General features: G+C 63.7%; 21 protein-coding genes, 2 tRNA genes and 2 pseudogenes. 12 read left to right on the top strand and 13 right to left on the bottom strand.

The genetic code is table 11. The features are described 5' to 3' along the window. The 3 genes and pseudogenes from AC628_RS44870 to AC628_RS26735 all read right to left on the bottom strand — a co-directional run. Nucleotides 1–374 (bottom strand): annotated as a pseudogene (locus AC628_RS44870) (hypothetical protein); the annotation flags it as partial. Continuing rightward, complete coding sequence (locus AC628_RS26740; protein ID WP_143201816.1) at nt 355–750, bottom strand: hypothetical protein; 396 nt, start codon at nt 748–750, stop codon at nt 355–357. The gene AC628_RS26740 and the pseudogene AC628_RS44870, both read right to left, overlap by 20 nt. 244 nt (nt 751–994) lie before the next feature. After that, complete coding sequence (locus AC628_RS26735; RefSeq protein WP_083633155.1) at nt 995–1,951, bottom strand: TRAP transporter substrate-binding protein; 957 nt, start codon at nt 1,949–1,951, stop codon at nt 995–997. 256 nt (nt 1,952–2,207) lie between these two features. Between AC628_RS26735 and AC628_RS26730 the strand changes: the two genes are divergently transcribed. From AC628_RS26730 to AC628_RS26705, 6 genes are all read left to right on the top strand, one after another. Next, entirely contained in the window at nt 2,208–2,411 is a 204-nt protein-coding gene (locus AC628_RS26730; RefSeq protein WP_021079164.1) for a hypothetical protein, read from the top strand. Between the two features lie 191 nt (nt 2,412–2,602). Further along, complete coding sequence (locus tag AC628_RS26725) at nt 2,603–3,256, top strand: haloacid dehalogenase-like hydrolase (RefSeq protein ID WP_074129791.1); 654 nt, start codon at nt 2,603–2,605, stop codon at nt 3,254–3,256. A gap of 87 nt (nt 3,257–3,343) precedes the next feature. Then, nucleotides 3,344–3,544 (top strand): hypothetical protein, encoded by a 201-nt coding sequence (locus AC628_RS26720; RefSeq protein WP_074129790.1) that lies wholly within the window; start codon nt 3,344–3,346, stop codon nt 3,542–3,544. 14 nt (nt 3,545–3,558) lie between these two features. Beyond that, nucleotides 3,559–3,750: a hypothetical protein gene (locus tag AC628_RS26715; RefSeq protein WP_074129789.1), complete on the top strand. Its 192-nt coding sequence runs from the start codon at nt 3,559–3,561 to the stop codon at nt 3,748–3,750. Nucleotides 3,751–3,920: 170 nt separating this feature from the next. Next, on the top strand, nt 3,921–4,349 hold the full coding sequence (locus AC628_RS26710; protein ID WP_074129788.1) for a hypothetical protein: 429 nt from the start codon (nt 3,921–3,923) through the stop codon (nt 4,347–4,349). Continuing rightward, a complete protein-coding gene (locus AC628_RS26705) occupies nt 4,265–5,218 on the top strand; it encodes a hypothetical protein (protein ID WP_074129787.1) in 954 nt (317 codons plus the stop codon). Before AC628_RS26710 ends, AC628_RS26705 begins: the two co-directional genes overlap by 85 nt. A 64-nt stretch (nt 5,219–5,282) precedes the next feature. Here AC628_RS26705 and AC628_RS26700 read toward each other — a convergent pair whose 3' ends face one another. Beyond that, a complete protein-coding gene (locus AC628_RS26700; protein ID WP_083633153.1) occupies nt 5,283–6,221 on the bottom strand; it encodes a class I SAM-dependent methyltransferase in 939 nt (312 codons plus the stop codon). Nucleotides 6,222–6,591: 370 nt separating this feature from the next. Between AC628_RS26700 and AC628_RS26695 the strand changes: the two genes are divergently transcribed. After that, complete coding sequence (locus AC628_RS26695; protein ID WP_074129785.1) at nt 6,592–6,777, top strand: hypothetical protein; 186 nt, start codon at nt 6,592–6,594, stop codon at nt 6,775–6,777. A 141-nt stretch (nt 6,778–6,918) separates the two neighbouring features. Here AC628_RS26695 and AC628_RS26690 read toward each other — a convergent pair. Next, nucleotides 6,919–6,995 (bottom strand) — tRNA-Asp (locus AC628_RS26690). A 307-nt stretch (nt 6,996–7,302) separates the two neighbouring features. Between AC628_RS26690 and AC628_RS26685 the strand changes: the two genes are divergently transcribed. Further along, the gene (locus tag AC628_RS26685; protein WP_224924859.1) at nt 7,303–7,626 is read left to right on the top strand and encodes an HU family DNA-binding protein; all 324 of its coding nucleotides are present in this window, start codon (nt 7,303–7,305) and stop codon (nt 7,624–7,626) included. Between the two features lie 167 nt (nt 7,627–7,793). Continuing rightward, on the top strand, nt 7,794–9,050 hold the full coding sequence (gene pepT, locus AC628_RS26680) for a peptidase T (RefSeq protein WP_074129784.1): 1,257 nt from the start codon (nt 7,794–7,796) through the stop codon (nt 9,048–9,050). Nucleotides 9,051–9,173: 123 nt separating this feature from the next. Here pepT and AC628_RS26675 read toward each other — a convergent pair whose 3' ends face one another. Genes AC628_RS26675 through AC628_RS26665 form a run of 3 tightly spaced genes read right to left on the bottom strand, consistent with a single transcriptional unit; the run spans nt 9,174 to nt 10,698 of the window. Beyond that, complete coding sequence (locus AC628_RS26675; RefSeq protein WP_074129783.1) at nt 9,174–10,025, bottom strand: class I SAM-dependent methyltransferase; 852 nt, start codon at nt 10,023–10,025, stop codon at nt 9,174–9,176. A gap of 48 nt (nt 10,026–10,073) precedes the next feature. Next, nucleotides 10,074–10,379 (bottom strand): YciI family protein, encoded by a 306-nt coding sequence (locus tag AC628_RS26670; RefSeq protein WP_074129782.1) that lies wholly within the window; start codon nt 10,377–10,379, stop codon nt 10,074–10,076. A gap of 34 nt (nt 10,380–10,413) precedes the next feature. Continuing rightward, a complete protein-coding gene (locus AC628_RS26665; RefSeq protein ID WP_074129781.1) occupies nt 10,414–10,698 on the bottom strand; it encodes a hypothetical protein in 285 nt (94 codons plus the stop codon). A gap of 207 nt (nt 10,699–10,905) precedes the next feature. Between AC628_RS26665 and AC628_RS45510 the strand changes: the two genes are divergently transcribed. After that, a complete protein-coding gene (locus AC628_RS45510; RefSeq protein WP_074129780.1) occupies nt 10,906–11,154 on the top strand; it encodes a photosystem reaction center subunit H in 249 nt (82 codons plus the stop codon). 222 nt (nt 11,155–11,376) lie between these two features. Here AC628_RS45510 and AC628_RS26655 read toward each other — a convergent pair. Next, nucleotides 11,377–11,453, bottom strand: a tRNA-Val gene (locus tag AC628_RS26655). Nucleotides 11,454–11,522: 69 nt separating this feature from the next. After that, nucleotides 11,523–11,927 (bottom strand): annotated as a pseudogene (locus AC628_RS26650) (GFA family protein). A 178-nt stretch (nt 11,928–12,105) separates the two neighbouring features. Between AC628_RS26650 and AC628_RS26645 the strand changes: the two are divergent. Together AC628_RS26645 and AC628_RS26640 are read left to right on the top strand one after the other, a co-directional pair. Then, complete coding sequence (locus tag AC628_RS26645; RefSeq protein ID WP_074129779.1) at nt 12,106–12,774, top strand: GntR family transcriptional regulator; 669 nt, start codon at nt 12,106–12,108, stop codon at nt 12,772–12,774. A gap of 1 nt (nt 12,775) precedes the next feature. Then, entirely contained in the window at nt 12,776–14,038 is a 1,263-nt protein-coding gene (locus tag AC628_RS26640; protein ID WP_083633152.1) for an MFS transporter, read from the top strand. Between the two features lie 150 nt (nt 14,039–14,188). On the opposite strand, the gene AC628_RS26635 is transcribed toward AC628_RS26640, so the two are convergent. The 3 genes from AC628_RS26635 to clpX form a co-directional block, all read right to left on the bottom strand. Further along, nucleotides 14,189–14,725 (bottom strand): cache domain-containing protein, encoded by a 537-nt coding sequence (locus tag AC628_RS26635; RefSeq protein WP_502689772.1) that lies wholly within the window; start codon nt 14,723–14,725, stop codon nt 14,189–14,191. 341 nt (nt 14,726–15,066) lie between these two features. Further along, the gene (gene lon / locus AC628_RS26630) at nt 15,067–17,496 is read right to left on the bottom strand and encodes an endopeptidase La (RefSeq protein ID WP_038385055.1); all 2,430 of its coding nucleotides are present in this window, start codon (nt 17,494–17,496) and stop codon (nt 15,067–15,069) included. 323 nt (nt 17,497–17,819) lie between these two features. Then, the coding region (clpX, locus tag AC628_RS26625) for an ATP-dependent Clp protease ATP-binding subunit ClpX (protein ID WP_074129778.1) at nt 17,820–18,831 on the bottom strand (1,012 nt) is incomplete at its 5' end.

Genomic DNA, 18,831 nt, shown 5'->3' with positions numbered 1-18,831 from the left:
GCTGGCGCCACCCGTGCCCGCCGTGGCGCCGCTAAAGAGTCGGTGATACCGGCGCCGCCGCCAGCAGCGCCGATGGCGATGCCGGCAGCACCGTTGCCACCCGTGGCGTTAGCCGCGCCGACCCCGCCATTGGCGCCGAGGCCAATTCCGCCGCCGCCGCCAGCACCGGCATTGCCGCCATTACCGCCATTGCCACCAAGGCCGCCGCCACCACCCCCGCCGCCTGCGCCGTAATTGCCGCCATTGCCGCCATTGGCCTGGTTGCTGGCGAGCGCAACATTGCTCACCGTGACATTGGCGCCGCTGGCGACGAACAGCGCGCCGCCGGCGCCCATGCCGCCGCCGCCTCCGCCATCACCCCCCGTTGCCGCCATTGCCGCCCCTGGCCACGGCGTTCTGGATCGTCAGATTGTTGACCGCAACGGTGCCCGAGTAGACGAAGAGCCCGCGCTGCACGCCGCCGCCGTCGAGCGTGAAGTTGCCGCCGTTGATCGTGACCCTGCTGCTCGAATTGATGACGGGCAGCGTCGTCCCGCTGGTCAGCGTGATGTTCTGCGTGATGTTGAGCGTGTAGCTGGTGCCCGGATTGTTATCGATCGTCGTCAGCGCGGCGACGAGGCTCGCGCCATCGCTGGCGTTCAGCACCGTCTGGGCGTGTGCGCCGGTCCCGCACGCGACGAGCAGAGCAAGGGTTACCGCGACCCGTTGTAGACGAGGAAAACGGAAGCGTTCCACAACGTGCACGCGCATGGCATTCCAACTTGGGCCGCGCGCCGCGCGGCCACTGAAAATCTCAGCGTGAGGTTGTATCCCCTGAGACATCCTGCCGCATGACAAAAATCCAGAATGGAACCGAAAGCGCGTCGGTGTGCTTTCTGCGCCACAAGGATGGTCCCACGTTTTCTCGCAGGCTTTGCTGGGCGGACCAATGCCGATCGTGCATCGCATTGCTCGCGCGATCGGCCGTTGCATTGCTGCTGGCGACCTTGTGCCGTTACGTCAGCTTGCCGGTATATTTCTCCAGCGCCGCCCAGGCGTCCGCGCCATAGGTCTTCTGCCACTGGGTGTAGAAGCCGGCCTTCACCAGTGCGGCCCTGAACTGCACGGGATCGGGCTTGTTGAACGTCATGCCCTTCTCGGTCAGCTCGGCCTGCAACGAGCGGTCCATCTCGACAAGGTCTGACCGCTCCTTCGCCGCCGCCGCGTCGAACGCAGCGTTGATCATCTCGACGAGATCGGGCGGCAGGCCCGCCATCGCGCGGCGGTTGCCGAGGATCCAGTAGCCGCTCCAGCAATGGTTCGACAGCGCACAGTATTTCTGCACCTCGTACAGCTTTCCGGTCGAGACCTGCGCCAGCGGATTCTCCTGGCCTTCGACGATGTGGGTCTGCAGCGCCGAATAGAGCTCGCTGTAGGAGATGCTCGACGGCAGCGCGCCAAGCCCCGAGAACAGTGAGGTCAGCAATGCCGTCACCGGCACGCGGATCTTGAAGCCCTTGAGATCGTCGACGCTGTTGAGCTGCCGACTCGACGACGAGGTGATCTGGCGGAAGCCGTTATCCCAGACCTTCTTCAGCGGCACGACGCCGGTCTTGGCGATCGCCTCGCGCACGAGATCGCCGACGCCGCCGTCCATCGCCGCCCAAACCTGGTCGTAGGACTGGAAGGCGAAGCCGATGCTGGGCAGACCGGACAGCGGCACCAGCGTCGACAGCGTCATGCTGGGCGCAGCCAATAATTCGATACCGCCGGCCCGGACCTGCGACAGCATCTCCGGATCGCCACCGAGCTGGCTGTTGGCGAACACCGTGATGTTGAGCCGGCCGGACGATTGCGCGCCGACCAGCTTGGCCGCCTCGGCCAGGCGGATTGTTAGCGGATGGGTTTCCGGAGTGTTGACGCCGAGCTTGAAGTCGAACTCGGCCGCGGCAAGGACCGGCTTACCAAACATCGTGGCGGCCATTGCGGCCGTGCCGGTGCCCAGCACCCGGCGGCGGGTCACATTCGTTGTTTTCATTATTGTTTTTCTCCCGAGCGCATCCCGCGCCTGGGGTCAGTTTCGGTCCTCCGCCTGTGTGACGCAAGGCACGGTGAAACCAATCGGCCCGTGGCACGAAACCATTTCAAGGAACTCACGAAACGATCCGGAAACAGATCGGGCTTACCAGTAGCTGCCATAGACGGCGCATAGACGCCCGGAGGCGACCATGAACCACTCGATCCATTCAGCTGATCGCGCGACCCACCTCAAGATCGTGGTGGTTGCCCTCGTTGCGGCCATCGGGGTTGCGGCGTTCGGCATTTCGGCGCGGAACAATGCGGATTTCACCCAGACCGCCCAGACCAACCAGGTCATCAAGGCCGGCAAGCCGGTTGCGATCACCTCCTCGGGCACCTCGACGGTCCGCTAGGATTTTTCAGGCTTCGGCAGACAAAACGGCCGCCCTCGGGCGGCCTTTTTGTTGGGCCTGATCGTCTTTGCGCTCCGATCAAGACGCTGTGGCTTTTGCCGCCCGGTTCGGCTACGGCGATCACAGGACCACAGAGACCGGAGCGCGCGCGATCGACGTGCGCAGGGTCACAAGCCGGCTGAGCGTCGCGAATGACTGAGCCTCGCCTCGCGGGCGACATAGTTGCAGAACCGCAGGACGCTTCCCGCACCGGCGGAACGTCCACCCTGCTCGGGCTGCCGACGTCGCTGCCATTGGTGCTCGACCTCGACGGCACCCTGATCAGGGGCGACCTGCTCTATCTCAGCTTCTTCTCGATCCTGCGCCGCAATCCGCTGATCGTCGTCGCATGCGCCGCCTGGCTGGCGCGCGGACGCGCGGCGTTGAAGCGCCAGCTTGCACGGCGCCAGCGCATCGACTGGAGCCGGATCGAACTACACCAGGACGTCGTCGCACTGGCCGAGCGCGAGAAGGCCGCTGGCCGCCGCGTCGTGCTGGCGACCGCGGCCGACGCGCTGCTCGCGAACCAGCTTGCATCGCGACTGCCCTGGATCGACGAGGTGCTCGCCTCCGACGGCGCGCACAATCTCAAGGGCGCCAACAAGGCCGGCCTGCTGCTGAAGCGCTTTCCCGCGGGCTTCATCTATGCCGGCGACAGCGCATCCGACCTCGCGGTCTGGGCCCACGCCACCGGAATCATCACCGTCAATGCGCGCGAGGCGCTGCGCGCCGCGGTATCCGCGCTCGGCAGGCCGACGCTGCATCTGCCGGATCGCGGCCGCGGCGAAATCTTAACCGCGTCCTAACGCGGTCGTTCGATTGCGATCCGCTCCGCGACCCCAGTCTTAAAAATTGTTCCGTAAGGTGCGCGTCAACAGAGGCGCGGGCCCGCAATGAATTTGCAGCAGCAAGTAATTTCCACCGGCTTCAAGATCATCTGCGCCGATTGCGGCAGCCTGGCGATCAAGGTCGCCGATCCGGCGCACGCTTCCGGCGATACCATCATCGAATGCCGCCGCTGCAACGCCGTGCGCGGCACGGTGGCGGACCTGCACACCCTGGCGCGGCGCGGCCGCGACCTGTTCGAATTCTAACCTCGGCCCCGCCGATGCTGTCAGATCCGAGCGCGACCATGCAGAGCGAGATTCCCCTGGATACGGTCTGGTCGATCCTCGAGGCCGCCAACGAATTGGGCGATACCCACACGGTCGACGCCTGCCGCCGCATCATCGACGCGAATTTGCGCGGCGACGCGCCTGGACAATCCGACCTGAACGCGGTTGCCGCATTCTTTGCCTGATCAGGGCAGCCTGTTGCCGATTGTGCGTTCAATGCGGCGCCGCGGTGGCCGATCGCACAACGGAAATATTACAATACAGACCGCAACGTCGCTCAACGTTGCTTGACTTGATTCGACCGAGGCCGGCTGGCTAGTTGTCGCACAGCTCTCGAATCGAACGGGCCGGTGCAATGACGCGCGATGACCTGGTTGTCGGGGGCGCGATCCTCGGGTTCTTCGCCGTCAGCACCGCCTCGCTGATCGCCTGCGGGCACGCGTTCCCGGCGATGCATGTCTGGCGATCCGGCATCACCGCCGAGGCCATCCTCGGCACTGCCATCATGGCCATCTTCATCCCGGCATTCGCCGCGGGACGCTTCAGCTTCGGTTATCTGGTGAGCTTCTCGCTGCTGTCAGCCGTGTTCGGCTTCGTCTGGCTCAGCTTCTTCAGTGCGTTCGACTACCCGCACGCGATCGCCCGCTGGGCCATGATCGCCGCGCTGGCCGCCGCGATGATCCCCCTGATGTTCCAGACATGCCGGTCTGGCGGCCCAACCTGTCGGAAGCGGCCATCAAACGCGTTGCGCTGCTGCTGCTGGCGTCGTCCCTCGCCGTGCTGATCTCCGACATCTCCTACGGGGTCAACCTTGGCAATCCCTATGGCACAGCCCGCAACGCCATCGCGCGGCCGGCTCTGTTGAATTATCTCACCGGAATCATGATCGGAGCGGTGCTGCCCTATCTGTTTGCGCATTTCGCGTCGCGCAGACAATGGTTGCAGGCCGCCTGCGTGTTGCTGTTCGCGCTGTGCTTCTATCCGGTCGTCAACAACAAGACCGTTCTGCTGTTGCCGATCTGGCTGCCGTTCCTGTTCTGGCTCTACGGCCAGTTCAACCCGCGACTGGCCACGGTGCTCGCATTCCTGCTCCCTGCGACCATTGGGCTCTCGGCATTCGCCGTTCTCGGCGCCGACAAGGACTACGTCGTGTTCAGCGCCATCAACCTGCGCTTCCTTGCGATCCCGTCACTGGCGCTCGATCAATATGCCGACTTCTTTGCCCACCGCGAGCCGACCCGGTTCTGCCAGATATCGATCCTGCGACAGGTGACCACCTGCCCGTATGGCGAACTCGGCCCGACGCTCGGCGCGATCTATCGCGACGGCAATTTCAACGCGTCCTTCCTCGCCACCGAGGGCATCGCGTCGGTCGGCCTGGCGCTCGCGCCGGTTTCGGCGCTCGTGTGCGGCCTGATCCTGTCGGCTGGGTCGACGGTCTCGCGGCACCTATCGCCGCGCTTCATCGCGGTGTCATCAGGCATCGCCGTTCAGGCGATCATGAACGTACCGCTGACCACGGGCCTGGTCTCGAACGGGATCGCGCTGCTGTTCCTGTTGTGGTGGCTGACGCCGGAACAGCGCGCGGAATTATCCCGCAGTCCCGCGCACGCCGCCCGGCAGGTCGGCGTCGTCAGCCTCGCGGCGTCCTGATCTTGCGCGCCCAGCCGGGACGTGGCGGGCGCGCAAAGACAGTGCTTGCGTGCGGGCGGCCTGACTAATGTGGCCGCGACTTCTTTCGAAGAACGATAATGCTCTGATAGGGCGAGATCCCATTCATGCCGACGTCGACGATATCGAACCGGTCGGTCCAGTGCTCCTCGATGTACTGCTTGGTGATGATCGTCTCGCCGTATGTCATTTCGCCATCGACCGGATAGCTTTGGGGATAGAAGTAGAAGCCGTCTCGCCGCACCGTTTCGGTGATCCTTTGCTGATCCCAACCGGGCAATTTCGAGATCGGCTCATAGAATGCATATGCCGGCGGCCGCACCGTCAGAAGGAAGAGACCACGATCCTCCAGCGCAGCATGGACCGCGTCGAGGCATACGTCGCTCGCGACCGGAGAGAGGTGCGTCCAGATCGACAGCGCGTAGGCGACATCGAATTTCTGGTTGAATGGAAGGCGTTTCGGCAGGCTGTCCGACAGTACGATATCGGCGCGAGGGTTGGAGCGTTGCGCGACCTGGATGATGCCCTTGTGAGGATCACACCCATGCAAATTGCGCAGCGGCACATCCTTCATGAAATATCTGAGCACGCTGCCCCAGCCGCAACCATAATCCAGCACCGAACACTCTTCGAATGGCTTGTCCAGATGCAGCCTGAGTTTGTCGTGTATGAGCCGATAGGTTTCGATTACCGCGGCGCCGAGTTCCATCCCGGAACGACCGCTCCAGTTCTTCTGGGTGCCGGCGTCGGGCGGATCGGGAATCGTCGCCTTGATGGCGTCGAAGCCGTCATACTCCTTCCAGAGCAACACGTTCCAAAGATAGGGATCGTCGATCCACTTAAACGCTTCGTACGCAGGCTCGCCCCTTCCGCATGCGGCCTCCGTCCTCGCCAGCTCGTCCTTGTAGTATTCGTTCAGCCACAGGCTCCAATCCATCCGCAGGTCTCCTACTCTGTTTGTCGGTCCTTGCCGCGCCAGCGTCATCTGAATGTTTCCGAAACTTCGGTGATCTCTCCGGCAACTTTAAGACGCATCATACGCGCGAGTTCCGGAACGCGGCGGAACCGCGCACGCGGCTCTTGCTGCAAGCCTTGCGACCGCTTTCATCAAGTGTATTGCAGAAAGATGACAACCTTACGTAGCTGATCGGTTCCGTCGATCCAGCAGCGGCATCGGCTGGACTTCGGCCGAGCAAGTAAGGTTGACGTCAGGCTGGCGCGTTACGCTGCCCACGTGAACCGGGACCTGCGCTGCTTCCATTCTCACCGATCCGGGTGGCGATAGTCACTACCGCGTTCGCCTATCTGATGCTCGCGTGAGGCGCTCCAGCGTGCGGCCTCCAGGAATCCTATCGATGAAAGTCCGCGAGCTCATCCAAGCACTCCAGGCACTCCCGGATCAGGATGCAACAGTCGTCATCGGAGAAGGCGCACAGCCAGAAACCTGGCTGATCGTGTCAGGCGTGGCGGAATGCCGGATTGCGCGCGTGAATGATGATCATGCGATCGCCGGGAGCCAACCGGCGATTGAAATCGTCTGAAAGAGGCGAGCTTGGCGATTGTTTTTGGGGGTCTCGAAGATGCGTGCCGGCAAGCCCGGACAGAGGCGTCCAGAGCGTCACGACAGCGCGCCGCGTGGCACGTCTCAAAATCTGGAACTTGGGCTAAGTGCTTGAAATGACTGGCGCGAGAGACGGGACTCGAACCCGCGGCCTCCGCCGTGACAGGGCGGCGCTCTAACCAACTGAGCTACTCCCGCGGATGCCGATCTTCGGATTGATCCGCGCAGGACCGAGGGCATAAAGGCCCGCATCCCGATAGTCAAGCGCGTTGCGGATCCCTGCACAGTGCAGGCGCTTTTGCGCCGTGGCTGCGAGTTGTAGCCTGTTTTCAGGCGAAACGGCGTAGTCAGCAAAGCCCCGAATCAAATAAGGCCTGATACGTCTGGGTTTCCTGTGGCCGGCCCGGCGCTGCCCGTTCCCAGAACCGGCGGTTTCAGGACTTTACCGGGCGCATTTTTCCGACGCGAACGGCACGCCATTCGCGCGAAAGCAAGCAATCCAGCCATTCAGCAACGAGGAGGGCCACACATGGCGAAGAAAGCAGCGACCCCGGCGACGATCACGCTGAAGCACCTGGCGGCGGCCATCGCCGAAGAGCAGGAGTTGTCCAAGAAGCAGGCCGAGGCGATCCTGACCGACATGGTCACCCGGATCACCAAGCACCTCAAGAAGGGCGAGCGGATCAGGATCGTCGGCCTCGGCATCCTCCAGGTCCGCAAGCGCGCCGCCCGCATGGGCCGCAATCCGGCGACCGGCGAGCAGATCCATATCAAGGCGAGCAAGAAGGTCGCCTTCCGCGCCGCCAAGGAGCTGAAGGAAGCCGTTTAAGGCTTTTACTCTCCGTTGATATCAAAGCGCCATTCCGGCTCGTGACGCGGCCCCGGAGCGGCGCTTTTCTGTTATAGAATTGCCTCCTGCTCGCCTTGATCCGGTTTGCTTGCGCGAACCAACTTCGCCAAGGCGCATTGTCCCGTCCCTACCCTTGCGCGGTCTTCATGCTGGCACCGGTTCTCGACTTCAAACACACCGTCACCGAGCGCTTCCTGCGCTATGTCGTGATCGACACCCAGTCCGACCCGGATTCACCGACCTGCCCCTCCACCGAGAAGCAGAAGAATCTCGGCCGCCTGCTGGTCAGCGAACTGCAGGCGATGGGAATAGCCGACGCGCATCTCGATCCGCACGGCTATGTCTATGCGACGATCCCGGCCAACACCGACAAGACCGTGCCGGTGATCTGCTTCTGCTCGCACATGGACACCTCGCCCGATTGCACCGGCAAGAACGTCAGGCCGCAGATCGTGAAGAACTATCGCGGCGGCGACATCGTGTTGCCCGCCGACGCCTCGCAGGTGATCCGCGCCGCCGAGCATGAAGCGCTGGCCGACCAGATCGGCAACGACATCATCACGACCGACGGCACCACCCTGCTCGGCGCCGACAACAAGGCCGGCCTCGCCGAGATCATGGATGCCGCGCATTTCCTGATGACCAATCCGCAGGTGAAGCACGGCACCATCAAGATCCTGTTCACGCCGGACGAGGAGATCGGCCGCGGCGTCGACAAGGTCGACATCAAGAAGCTCGGGGCCGATTTCGGCTACACCATGGACGGCGAGACCGCGGGCCATATCGAGGACGAGACCTTCTCCGCCGACGGCGCCAGCATCATCATCGAGGGCGTCGCCACCCATCCGGGCTTCGCCAAGGGCAAGATGGAGCACGCGATCAAGATCGCGGCCGCGATCGTCGATCGCCTGCCCAGGGATCACTGCTCGCCCGAGACCACCGAAGGCAAGGAAGGCTTCCTGCATCCGGTCGCGATCTCGGGCGCGCTGGAGCACGCACGGATCGACTTCATCGTGCGCGATTTCACCGAAGCCGGCCTGAAGCAGAAGGAAGCGCTGCTCGAAGCGATCGCCAAGGATGTCATGAAGGGATATCCGCGCTCGACCTACCGCATGGAGATCAAGCAGCAGTACCGCAACATGAAAGAGGTGATCGACCGCCACCCGCAGATCGTCGCCTATGCGATCGAGGCGATCGAGCGCGCGGGACTGACGCCGGTGAAGACCTCGATCCGCGGCGGCACCGACGGTTCGCGGCTGTCCTTCATGGGATTGCCTTGCCCGAACATCTTCGCCGGCGAGCACGCGTTCCATTCGCGGCTCGAATGGGTCAGCCGCCAGGACATGGAAAAGGCGGTGCAGACCATCGTGCACCTCGCGATGATCTGGGAGGAGCGCGCGTAGGCTCGTCGCAACTCTCTCCCCGTCATTGCGAGCGAAGCGAAGCAATCCATATCTCAACGCGCGGATAGATGGATTGCTTCGTCGCTACGCTCCTCGCAATGACGGCACAACCAACTCGTTCTCCTAGGCCCGTGCGGTCACGATCCAGATCGCACCCGGCAGCAGCACGGAATCGCCTTTGACGAAGGGCGCCAGCGCTTCGCGCATCGATGCGATCGCGGCGGCGCGCACGTCATCTGGATGGCCTTCCAGCGCACGGCTGGCGGGCCCGATCTCGAGCGCGCCCTGGATCGCCGCATCGATGCCGCGGCCGGTCGCGACATCGAGCTCGACCTTGCACGGCTCCATAACGATGCCGGAGAAGCCGGCTTCGCCCAGGATCCGCTTCACCCGGACTTCGGAGGCAAACGAAAACGGGCCGGGATCCTCGGGGCCGAGCTGCGGCAGCTTGGGCACGTGCTTGTAGACTGCCTGCAGCGGCGCCATGAAGAACGGATTTTCGCGCGGCTCCTGCCAGCACGCGAAGGCAAGACGGCCGGTCGGCTTCATCGCCTTGCGCAGATTGGCAAAGGATACCGCCGGATCGGCAAAGAACATCACGCCGAAGCGCGAGGCCAACAAGTCAAAGCTTTCGCGGGCGAACGGATACACCGTCGCATCGGCGAGTGTGAATTCGACCGGCAATCCCTGCGGCGCGCTCTGCCGCGCCCGCGTCAGCATCGGCTCCGAGACGTCGACGCCAAGCACGTGGCCCGCGGGCGCGACCTTTGCCGCCAGCGCAAAACTCGAGGCGCCGCTGCCGCAGCCGACATCGACGACGCGTTCGCCAGCCTTCGGCGCGGCACGATCGATCAGCGGGTCAAGCACCGGCTGCAGCACGATGTCTTGCGCGGCCTGTCTTGACGCCCAGCGCTGACCGCCCGGCCCGTTCCAATATGCAATCTGATCGGCGTTCTGCGGATGGCCAGCGTTCATGCGCTCAAAACCTTATTGGGAAGCCTTGTTGTGAAGCCTTGGCCGATGCTAGCAGCTCTCGCGCGTCGCAGCGCGCAACATCGGCGTGACCTGATAGGTGAATCCGGCATTGGCCTTGGTGACGGGATCGTTGGCGACGATCTCCTGCGGATCGGCATCATCGGACAGTTGCAGCACGCCCAATCCCCAGACGCCGGCGGGATCGGCGACCGGCCCGAAGATCAGCGCCTTGCCGGCCTGCAGCAATTCGCCGCAATAGGCGACGTGCGCCTGCATGACGGCGGCTTCCTGCGGCGTCATGTCTTGCGGGAAGGTCGGGCGCGGTCCGGTCAATTTGCAGACGTAGTATTTCATCGACCTGGTCCGCGTTCCCTGATTACTTCGCCGATTACTTGGCGGCTGCGTTCGTGGGCTTGGCCGGCTTCGACTTCGCGGCGCTCCCCTTCGGGGCGGCCTGCCCCTCATTGGGGCGCGCAATGCCCCACGGGTCGGTCGGCTTCTGGTCCGGCACACCGCTCAGCGCGCGCTGGTAGGCGCGCTGCTGCCGCGCCTCGTTGGCCGCATCGGCCGGCGACTTCTCGACCTCTTCGCGATAGCGCTGAACATGGTCCGACTGCGCCAGTGCAGGTCCGCCAATCATGGTGAGGAGTAAAATCGCGGCGATTTTGCGCATGCATCAAGTTCCCGGGTTAGGCGGAGAGAATAGCATCGCAGCAAGGTCGGCATCAAACCTGAGCACGTGACTTTCGGCACCTTTCGCACCATCGGCCGACGATTGACATTCGACCGGCCAGCGCGGAGCAAGCGCGGTCCCGGCCACCCCACAACTACCCCACGGTCGGGATCGCGCCCTCTCCACGCGCTCACTGAGGGCCGCGCAATGGCCTTGCTACGTAGGGCTCTTCAACCAGAGGCCGCTTTGCAGCTCGTGAAACACCGCGCCACCGTCATCCTGCGCGAGCATGTGCAAGCGGAGGCCGAGCTTGTCGGAAGAGCCGCGGTTCTCACCGACGGGACCGCCGGGACCGTCGAGGGCGTGTTTCTGGACGAGTGTCACGGGTTGCGCATCTCGATTGCGGGGCACATCGGGAAGTGGCCGATCTCGACAATCAGGATGTTGCAACCATAGGGCCGGATCCGGTCGCCTTCCGTCGTCCGGTGCGGAGCGCTGGCGGAATCCCCCTAATCCATCGCAGAAGCATGCTGAACAGGCTTCGTCTGAGGGTTGCCGATGGAATCCGCCTTCGCTCTTCGAGCTTCGGCGCGACAGCCTTCGCCCTGCGGCACTGCGCAAGCGGCAACTGCATCCGCGAAAGCTGGCTTGCCGAGCCATAGCCCGCAGGGCGAAGGCTGGTAGGCGGCGAGAGATTCGAACTCCCGACCCTCTCGGTGTAAACGAGATGCTCTAACCAGCTGAGCTAGCCGCCCTTACCTGCGCGCCTCTTTAGCCTCGCCCGCCCCCGAGGTGCAAGGCCGCAAAGCTTCAATGCATCATCGTCAATCCCCGGGCCGTGCCGGCAATCCCCCGAGATCGTTGATCCAGGGCGCGGCGGAGCGGCAGCAGACCTGGCGTCGCGGGGTCAATTCGCCACGCTGGCGGATGCTGCCCCAGCGGATGCCCCAATCATCGGGACCTCCATCCTCGCCGCTGGTGAACAAGGGGGAACCGCAATCGCTGCAAAAATGCTGGAAGCGGATCCGGCCGTTATCGCCGCGTCTGCCGTACACTTTCGGCGCACCATGGGTCAGCCGGACCGCTTCGGCGGCGCAAATCACCGTGACGCGCTAGGGCGAGCCGGTCAGCGCCTGGCAATCCGTGCAATGGCAGATCGACACCCGTTCGGGATCGATCTCGGCCCGAAAGGTCACGGCTCCGCAATGGCATTGCCCGTCGATCCGCATCTGCGTTCTCCCAGTTCGGCGTCGTGCAACAAGGCAGTCGCCAAGAGGTCGTTCCCCTCGATTGCAGCCTGCAAGGCGTCGTGCCCGTTTGGGACAACGCTGGTATCCCAAATCTGGATTGTATGGGATACCAATTTGGGATACGCGTCTCGTCGGAACAAGCCCGAGGGACAGCGCCATGTCGCAGATGCTTCAGATCCACGAGCAGCTCCGGGAGATGATCCTCTCCCTCGACCTCGGCCCCGGCGAGCGGCTCACCGAGCGCTGGCTCGAGAGCCGGTTTGAGGGATCGCGCACGCCGATCCGCGCTGCGCTGGTGCGGCTCGAAGGCGAAGAGCTGGTCCGCCGCGACGGCCGCAACTGGATCGTCGCACCGATCGACCTCGGGGAGCTGGAAGCGCTGGCGGAGTTCAGGATCCCGCTGGAGACGACCGCCGTCCGCCTCGCCTGCGCGCGCGCGAGCGAAGCCGACATCGCCGGCGTCGAAGAGATGCTGGATGCCTGCCAGTCCGGCGCGCCGCGCGAGGAATGGCATCGTGTCGGCACCGATTTCCATGTCGAGATCGCGCGGCTCTCCGGCAATCCCTTCATCGTCAAGGCGATCACCGGCGCCATGACCCGGCTGTCACGGGCGCGCTGGCTCGAAGTGTGGACCGAACCCTCGCGCGAGCAGGCCTGGCGCGAGCACCGGCGCATTCTCGGCTTCATCAAGGCCGACGATCCGGAAGCTGCCGCACGCGAGGCCGCCGATCACATCAAGGACACCCGCGATCGCCTGCTGCGTTCGCTGAACGAGGACCGCCGCGGCCTGCGGGCGCGCGGCTTCGCCGTGATCGGATTGCGCTGACATGAACATGGAAATCGATCGCGAAGCTGCTCTCGATGCGGGGCCCTGGAGACGCAACCTGATCGTCTGCGTGTTCGGCTCCTTCACGACCATCGTGGGAATGACGCTGCTGCTGCCGTTCCTGCCGCTCTATGTCGAGCAGCTCGGCGTGACCGATCATGCCGCCATCGTGCAATGGTCGGGCATAGCCTATGGTGCAACCTTCTTCAGCGCGGCGCTGACGGCGCCGTTGTGGGGACGGCTGGCGGATCGCTATGGCCGCAAGCTGATGCTGATCCGCGCGAGCCTCGGCATGGCGATCGCCATGTCGCTGATCGGCATGGCGCACAATGTGTATGAGCTGGTCGGCTTGCGGCTGTTGACCGGCCTGCTCGGCGGCTACGCTTCGGGCTCGACGGTGCTTGTCGCAGCGCAGACGCCGAAGGCGCGCTCCGGCTGGGCGATCGGCGTGCTGTCGGCCGGCATCATGGCCGGCAGCCTGGTCGGTCCGTTGATCGGCGGCGTCCTGCCCGGCCTGATCGGCATCCGCGCGACCTTCTTCCTGATCGGCGGCGTCATCTTCATCACCTTCCTCGGCACAACCTTCCTGATCCGTGAGGAAGCGCGTCCGAAGACCGCGAAAGGCAGCAAGTCGCGTGGCGGCTGGTCACTCGTTCCGGACAAGCGCCCTGTGATCGCGATGTGGGGCACCGGCCTGCTGCTGATGGTCGCCAACATGTCGATCGAGCCGATCATCACGGTCTATGTCGCGCAACTGGTCGAGGCGCCGCAGGTGACGTTCGTGGCCGGCCTCGTGATGTCGGCCGCGGCCTTTGGCAGCCTGCTGTCGTCGTCGCACCTCGGCAAGCTGGCCGACCGTATCGGCCATTGGCGGATCATCAATGTTTGCCTTGCGGCCTCGGCAGTGTTGCTGATCCCGCAGGCCTTCGTGGTCAGCGGCTGGCAGCTGATCCTGCTCCGCTTCCTGATGGGGCTTGCGCTCGGCGGCCTGCTGCCCTGCATCGCCAGCGTGATCCGGCACAACGTGCCCGACGCGGTCACCGGCAGCATGCTCGGCTACTCGATCTCGGCGCAATATGCCGGCCAGGTGATCGGCCCGCTCGCCGGCGGATTCATCGGCGGCCATATCGGCATGCGCGCGGTGTTCCTCGGCACCAGCGTGCTGATGGCGCTCGGCGCGATCGGCAATTTCGTCGTCGAGAGAAAGAATCAGGATGCGGACTCATTGAGGCGCAGCCCGCTGGCTCCGTCGAAGACGACCTGAAACGGACATCAAAAACTGACCAGCCTCGATGGCAAACCGCACATGCGGAGTGGAAGGCTTCGGAACTGACCGGTCACGCGAGAAAATAGCATTGTGTGAGCGCCGGAGCTCGGCAGTTCGGCGCCCGTATGACGGGTTGGTTTGGTCGGACTACTTGTAGTAACCGACGCCGCATCCGAGGCCAGCGACCGCGGTCACGAAGCTCGCCTTCGGCACCCACGTCTTGTCAGCGCCGGCCTTGGGAGACATGTAGCTGACCTCATTGACCTGGCCCTCTTTTGCCGCGTCAAAGAGCCTTGGACCATACACGTCGCCGGTGGGGTCCTTGAATGTCCTCGCATCCTTGCCGAGCAACGCCTTAACGTTGGGATTGCCGACCGCGACGAGGAGTGCGTCGCTCAGATTGAAGCAAAACGGATAGAGGTCGCCAGCAAGGAAGCCGTTTTCGCCCTTGTTGATCTGGTCGAGCGTCTTGGCCTTATCGGCTTTGATGGCCGCAACCGTCTTTTCAAGCATGGCCTTGGCGTCTGCCGCGGTACCTTGCGCGAATACCGTCGTCGCGAACAAGACAGCCATGGCGCCTAGCGCGCCAATCACGAGTTTACGAAACATGGAGATTCCTCCCTGCTCTTCGAACAGTTCGCAATTGTCCCGCACCGTGCGTAGGCCCGCAAGGATCATATCCAAACATTGCCTCAATTGACCGGGTCTGCTCGTGCCCGACGACGGACCGGTAAGTAAAGGCGCGGTGGCCATTTCCGGATTTGGCCCTTCGCGACATATTGCGCTCCCGCACGAATTCGAACGCTACGGCGACAAAGCGGACATTGCGTTCGTCGCATCACCCCGCTCGGTTATGGGGACACGGCCTCGTCCGACGGCAGCCGCGAGAACCGGAAATTGCAGTGGCTCGCGCCGCCGAAGGATTGAAGCAAGACGATCCGCGGGGCGTCCTTACCTCACTTGCGAGCCACCAAAACAAAACGGCGCCCGAAGGCGCCGTTTCATGATTTCGGTTGGAGCTGGCTTCAGTGCGCCGTCAGGCCGCCGGACGCCTCATCCGATGCGTCGGGCTTGACGTCGACCTTGCTGGTCTCCTCTTCCCAGACGATCGGCGCAGGCACGCGGGTCAGCGCCTTGGCGACGACTTCATCCAGCCGCGAGACCGGAATGATCTCCATGCCGCCCTTGATCGCATCGGAAATCTCCGTGAGATCCTTGGCGTTGTCCTCCGGGATCAGCACCGTCTTGATGCCGCCGCGCGCGGCAGCCAGCAGCTTCTCCTTCAGACCGCCGATCGGCAGCACGCGACCACGCAGTGTGATCTCGCCGGTCATCGCGACATCGTGGCGGACCGGGATTCCGGTCATGACCGAGATGATCGCGGTGGCCATCGCAACACCTGCGGACGGACCGTCCTTCGGGGTTGCGCCCTCCGGCACGTGAACGTGGATGTCGCGCCGGTCGAACATCGGCGGTTCGATGCCGTAGACGATCGCGCGCGAGCGGACGTAGGACGCCGCCGCCGAGATCGACTCCTTCATCACGTCGCGCAGATTGCCCGTGACGGTCATCTTGCCCTTGCCGGGCATCATGACGCCTTCAATGGTCAACAGCTCGCCGCCGACATCGGTCCACGCCAGGCCGGTGACGATACCGACCTGATCCTCGTCGTCGATCTCGCCGAAGCGATACTTCGGCACGCCGAGGAACTCTTCGATGTTCGCCTCGGTGACCTTCACCGACTTCTTCTTGGAGATCATCAGCTCCTTCACCGCCTTGCGGGCGAGTGTGGAGAGCTCACGCTCCAGGTTACGCACGCCCGCTTCGCGGGTGTAGCGGCGGATCATCAGCAACAAGGCCGCGTCGTCGATCGACCATTCCTTGGAGTCCAGACCGTGCTTGGAGAGCGCGCTCGGGATCAGATGCTTGCGCGCGATCTCGACCTTCTCGTTCTCCGTGTAACCGGCGATCCGGATGATCTCCATGCGGTCCATCAACGGGCCCGGAATATTCAGCGTATTCGCGGTCGTGATGAACATCACGTTGGACAGGTCGTAGTCGACCTCCAGGTAGTGGTCGTTGAAAGTCGAGTTCTGCTCGGGGTCGAGAACCTCAAGCAGCGCCGACGACGGATCGCCGCGGAAATCGGCGCCCATCTTGTCGATCTCGTCCAGCAGGAACAGCGGATTCGAGGTCTTCGCCTTCCGCATCGACTGGATGATCTTGCCGGGCATCGAGCCGATATAGGTGCGGCGGTGACCGCGGATCTCGGCCTCGTCACGCACACCGCCGAGCGACACGCGCACGAACTCGCGGCCGGTCGCCTTCGCGATCGACTTGCCAAGCGAGGTCTTGCCGACGCCGGGAGGTCCGACCAGGCACAGGATCGGTCCGGTCAGCTTGTTGGCGCGCGACTGCACCGCGAGATACTCGACGATACGGTCCTTGACCTTCTCGAGCCCGTAGTGATCGGAGTCCAGCACCGCCTGCGCGGCCTCGAGGTCCTTCTTGACCTTGGACTTCTTGCCCCACGGGATCGACAGCAGCCAATCCAGATAGTTGCGCACGACGGTCGCTTCCGCGGACATCGGCGACATCTGGCGCAGCTTCTTCAGCTCATGCTGTGCCTTCTCGCGCGCTTCCTTGGAGAGCTTGGTCTTGGAGATCTTCTCTTCCAGATCGGCCAGCTCGTCGCGACCTTCGTCGTCGCCGAGCTCCTTCTGGATCGCCTTCATCTGCTCGTTCAGGTAATACTCGCGCTGGGTCTTCTCCATCTGGCGCTTGACGCGCGAGCGGATGCGCTTCTCGACCTGCAACACCGAGATCTCGCTCTCCATCAGGCCCAGCACCTTCTCCAGGCGCTGCGTGACGGACAACGTCTCCAGGATCGCCTGCCGATCGGCAATCTTGACCGCAAGATGCGAAGCCACGGTGTCGCCGAGCTTGGCGAAATCGGTGATCGCCTGGACCACGCCGACGACTTCGGCGGAGATCTTCTTGTTCAGCTTCACATAGCTTTCGAAGTCGGACACGACCGAACGCGCCAGCGCCTCGGCTTCGACCGAGTTGGCGTCCGTGTCGGCGAGCGCGACCGCGGTCGCCTCGTAATATTCGCTGCGGTCGGAATACTTCTCGACGCGCGCGCGCTCCAGGCCCTCGACCAGCACCTTGACGGTGCCGTCGGGCAGCTTCAGGAGCTGCAGCACGCTGGCGAGCGTGCCGGTCTCGTAAATTGAATCGGGTGCCGGATCGTCATCGGACGCGTTCTTCTGCGTCGCGAGCATGATCAGCGCGTCGTTCTTCATCACCTCTTCGAGCGCGCGGATCGATTTCTCGCGGCCGACGAAGAGAGGCACGATCATGTGCGGGAAGACGACGATGTCGCGGAGCGGCAGCACCGGATAGGAGTGGCTTTCGCCGTGGACGATCGTTGGCCGGGGTTTTGAGGTCGTCATGGCCTTATCCTTTTGTTTTGCCCCCTTGCTCGCAGTCCGCCTGCTTGCGCAACCGCCACAAGGTGCCTTGGTGATCCGGAAAAAAGATTGCCGTCGGCAGCCGCTTATTCCGCATCGAAAAGCGACGAATCTCAACGCATGAGATCCCTCGCCGATAGCATTAGGTGGCTATCAGGCCGGGGGGTGTCAAGTCTGAGAAGTGCCGGGAAATTCAAGCTAAACAGGCATTTACTGCAATGCCACAACGGCGCTGCTGTTGCGCCGCAACGGCCGCCGGATCGCCCGGCAGCCGTGCAATTTCTAGCGGGTCGAGACGCGTGCTGTTAGGCGCTCGCGCTGCTCTCGACCGCGCGGTCGGAACGATCCGCGTAGATGTAGAGCGGACGCGCCGTGCCCTCGACGACCTCGCGCGAGATCACGACTTCCTCGACGCCTTCCAGGCCCGGGAGGTCGAACATGGTCTCGAGCAGGATGCTCTCCAGGATCGACCGCAGGCCGCGCGCACCGGTCTTGCGCTCGATCGCCTTGCGGGCGACCGCGCCAAGCGCCTCGTCGGCGAAGGTCAGCTCGATGTTCTCCATCTCGAACAGCCGCTGGTACTGCTTCACCAGCGCGTTCTTCGGATCGGTCAGGATCTTCTTCAGCGAGGTCTCGTCGAGGTCCTCCAGCGTCGCAACGACGGGCAGACGGCCGACGAATTCCGGGATCAGGCCATACTTCAGCAGATCTTCCGGCTCGACGTGGCGGAAGATCTCGCCGGTACGGCGATCCTCCGGCGCGAGCACCTGCGCCGCGAAGCCGATCGAGGTCGAACGGCCGCGCGCGGAGATGATCTTCTCGAGGCCCGAGAACGCACCGCCGCAGATGAACAGGATGTTGGTGGTATCCACCTGCAGGAACTCCTGCTGCGGATGCTTGCGGCCGCCCTGCGGCGGGACCGAGGCCACCGTGCCTTCCATGATCTTCAGCAGCGCCTGCTGGACGCCCTCACCCGACACATCGCGGGTGATCGAAGGATTGTCCGACTTGCGGCTGATCTTGTCGATTTCGTCGATATAGACGATGCCGCGCTGCGCACGCTCGACGTTGTAGTCCGCGGCCTGCAGCAGCTTCAGGATGATGTTCTCGACGTCCTCGCCGACATAGCCGGCTTCGGTCAGCGTCGTCGCGTCAGCCATGGTGAAGGGGACGTCGAGGATGCGGGCCAGCGTCTGCGCGAGCAGCGTCTTGCCCGAACCGGTCGGACCGATCAGCAGGATGTTCGACTTCGCCAGTTCGACGTCGTTGTGCTTGGTCTGATGGTTAAGCCGCTTGTAGTGATTGTGGACGGCGACC

It is taken from the genome of Bradyrhizobium sp. NAS96.2 (assembly GCF_001908235.1).
GTDB lineage: Bacteria > Pseudomonadota > Alphaproteobacteria > Rhizobiales > Xanthobacteraceae > Bradyrhizobium.
Note: the sequence above shows the minus strand (reverse complement) of the source record. Positions and strands in the feature narration are given on the sequence as shown.

What these genes read in the sequence shown, in the direction of transcription:
- AC628_RS26715 (WP_074129789.1), top strand. Translation starts at nt 3,559, where the DNA reads ATGCTGTCAGATCCGAGCGCGACCATGCAGAGCGAGATTCCCCTGGAT.
- AC628_RS26695 (WP_074129785.1), top strand. Translation starts at nt 6,592, where the DNA reads ATGAAAGTCCGCGAGCTCATCCAAGCACTCCAGGCACTCCCGGATCAG.
- AC628_RS26705 (WP_074129787.1), top strand. Translation starts at nt 4,265, where the DNA reads ATGCCGGTCTGGCGGCCCAACCTGTCGGAAGCGGCCATCAAACGCGTT.
- AC628_RS45510 (WP_074129780.1), top strand. Translation starts at nt 10,906, where the DNA reads ATGGCCTTGCTACGTAGGGCTCTTCAACCAGAGGCCGCTTTGCAGCTC.
- pepT (WP_074129784.1), top strand. Translation starts at nt 7,794, where the DNA reads ATGCTGGCACCGGTTCTCGACTTCAAACACACCGTCACCGAGCGCTTC.
- AC628_RS26645 (WP_074129779.1), top strand. Translation starts at nt 12,106, where the DNA reads ATGTCGCAGATGCTTCAGATCCACGAGCAGCTCCGGGAGATGATCCTC.
- AC628_RS26670 (WP_074129782.1), bottom strand. Translation starts at nt 10,379, where the DNA reads ATGAAATACTACGTCTGCAAATTGACCGGACCGCGCCCGACCTTCCCG.
- lon (WP_038385055.1), bottom strand. Translation starts at nt 17,496, where the DNA reads ATGACGACCTCAAAACCCCGGCCAACGATCGTCCACGGCGAAAGCCAC.
- AC628_RS26740 (WP_143201816.1), bottom strand. Translation starts at nt 750, where the DNA reads ATGCGCGTGCACGTTGTGGAACGCTTCCGTTTTCCTCGTCTACAACGG.
- AC628_RS26640 (WP_083633152.1), top strand. Translation starts at nt 12,776, where the DNA reads ATGAACATGGAAATCGATCGCGAAGCTGCTCTCGATGCGGGGCCCTGG.
- AC628_RS26675 (WP_074129783.1), bottom strand. Translation starts at nt 10,025, where the DNA reads ATGAACGCTGGCCATCCGCAGAACGCCGATCAGATTGCATATTGGAAC.
- AC628_RS26730 (WP_021079164.1), top strand. Translation starts at nt 2,208, where the DNA reads ATGAACCACTCGATCCATTCAGCTGATCGCGCGACCCACCTCAAGATC.
- AC628_RS26700 (WP_083633153.1), bottom strand. Translation starts at nt 6,221, where the DNA reads ATGACGCTGGCGCGGCAAGGACCGACAAACAGAGTAGGAGACCTGCGG.
- AC628_RS26725 (WP_074129791.1), top strand. Translation starts at nt 2,603, where the DNA reads ATGACTGAGCCTCGCCTCGCGGGCGACATAGTTGCAGAACCGCAGGAC.
- AC628_RS26720 (WP_074129790.1), top strand. Translation starts at nt 3,344, where the DNA reads ATGAATTTGCAGCAGCAAGTAATTTCCACCGGCTTCAAGATCATCTGC.
- AC628_RS26735 (WP_083633155.1), bottom strand. Translation starts at nt 1,951, where the DNA reads ATGTTTGGTAAGCCGGTCCTTGCCGCGGCCGAGTTCGACTTCAAGCTC.
- AC628_RS26710 (WP_074129788.1), top strand. Translation starts at nt 3,921, where the DNA reads ATGACGCGCGATGACCTGGTTGTCGGGGGCGCGATCCTCGGGTTCTTC.
- AC628_RS26665 (WP_074129781.1), bottom strand. Translation starts at nt 10,698, where the DNA reads ATGCGCAAAATCGCCGCGATTTTACTCCTCACCATGATTGGCGGACCT.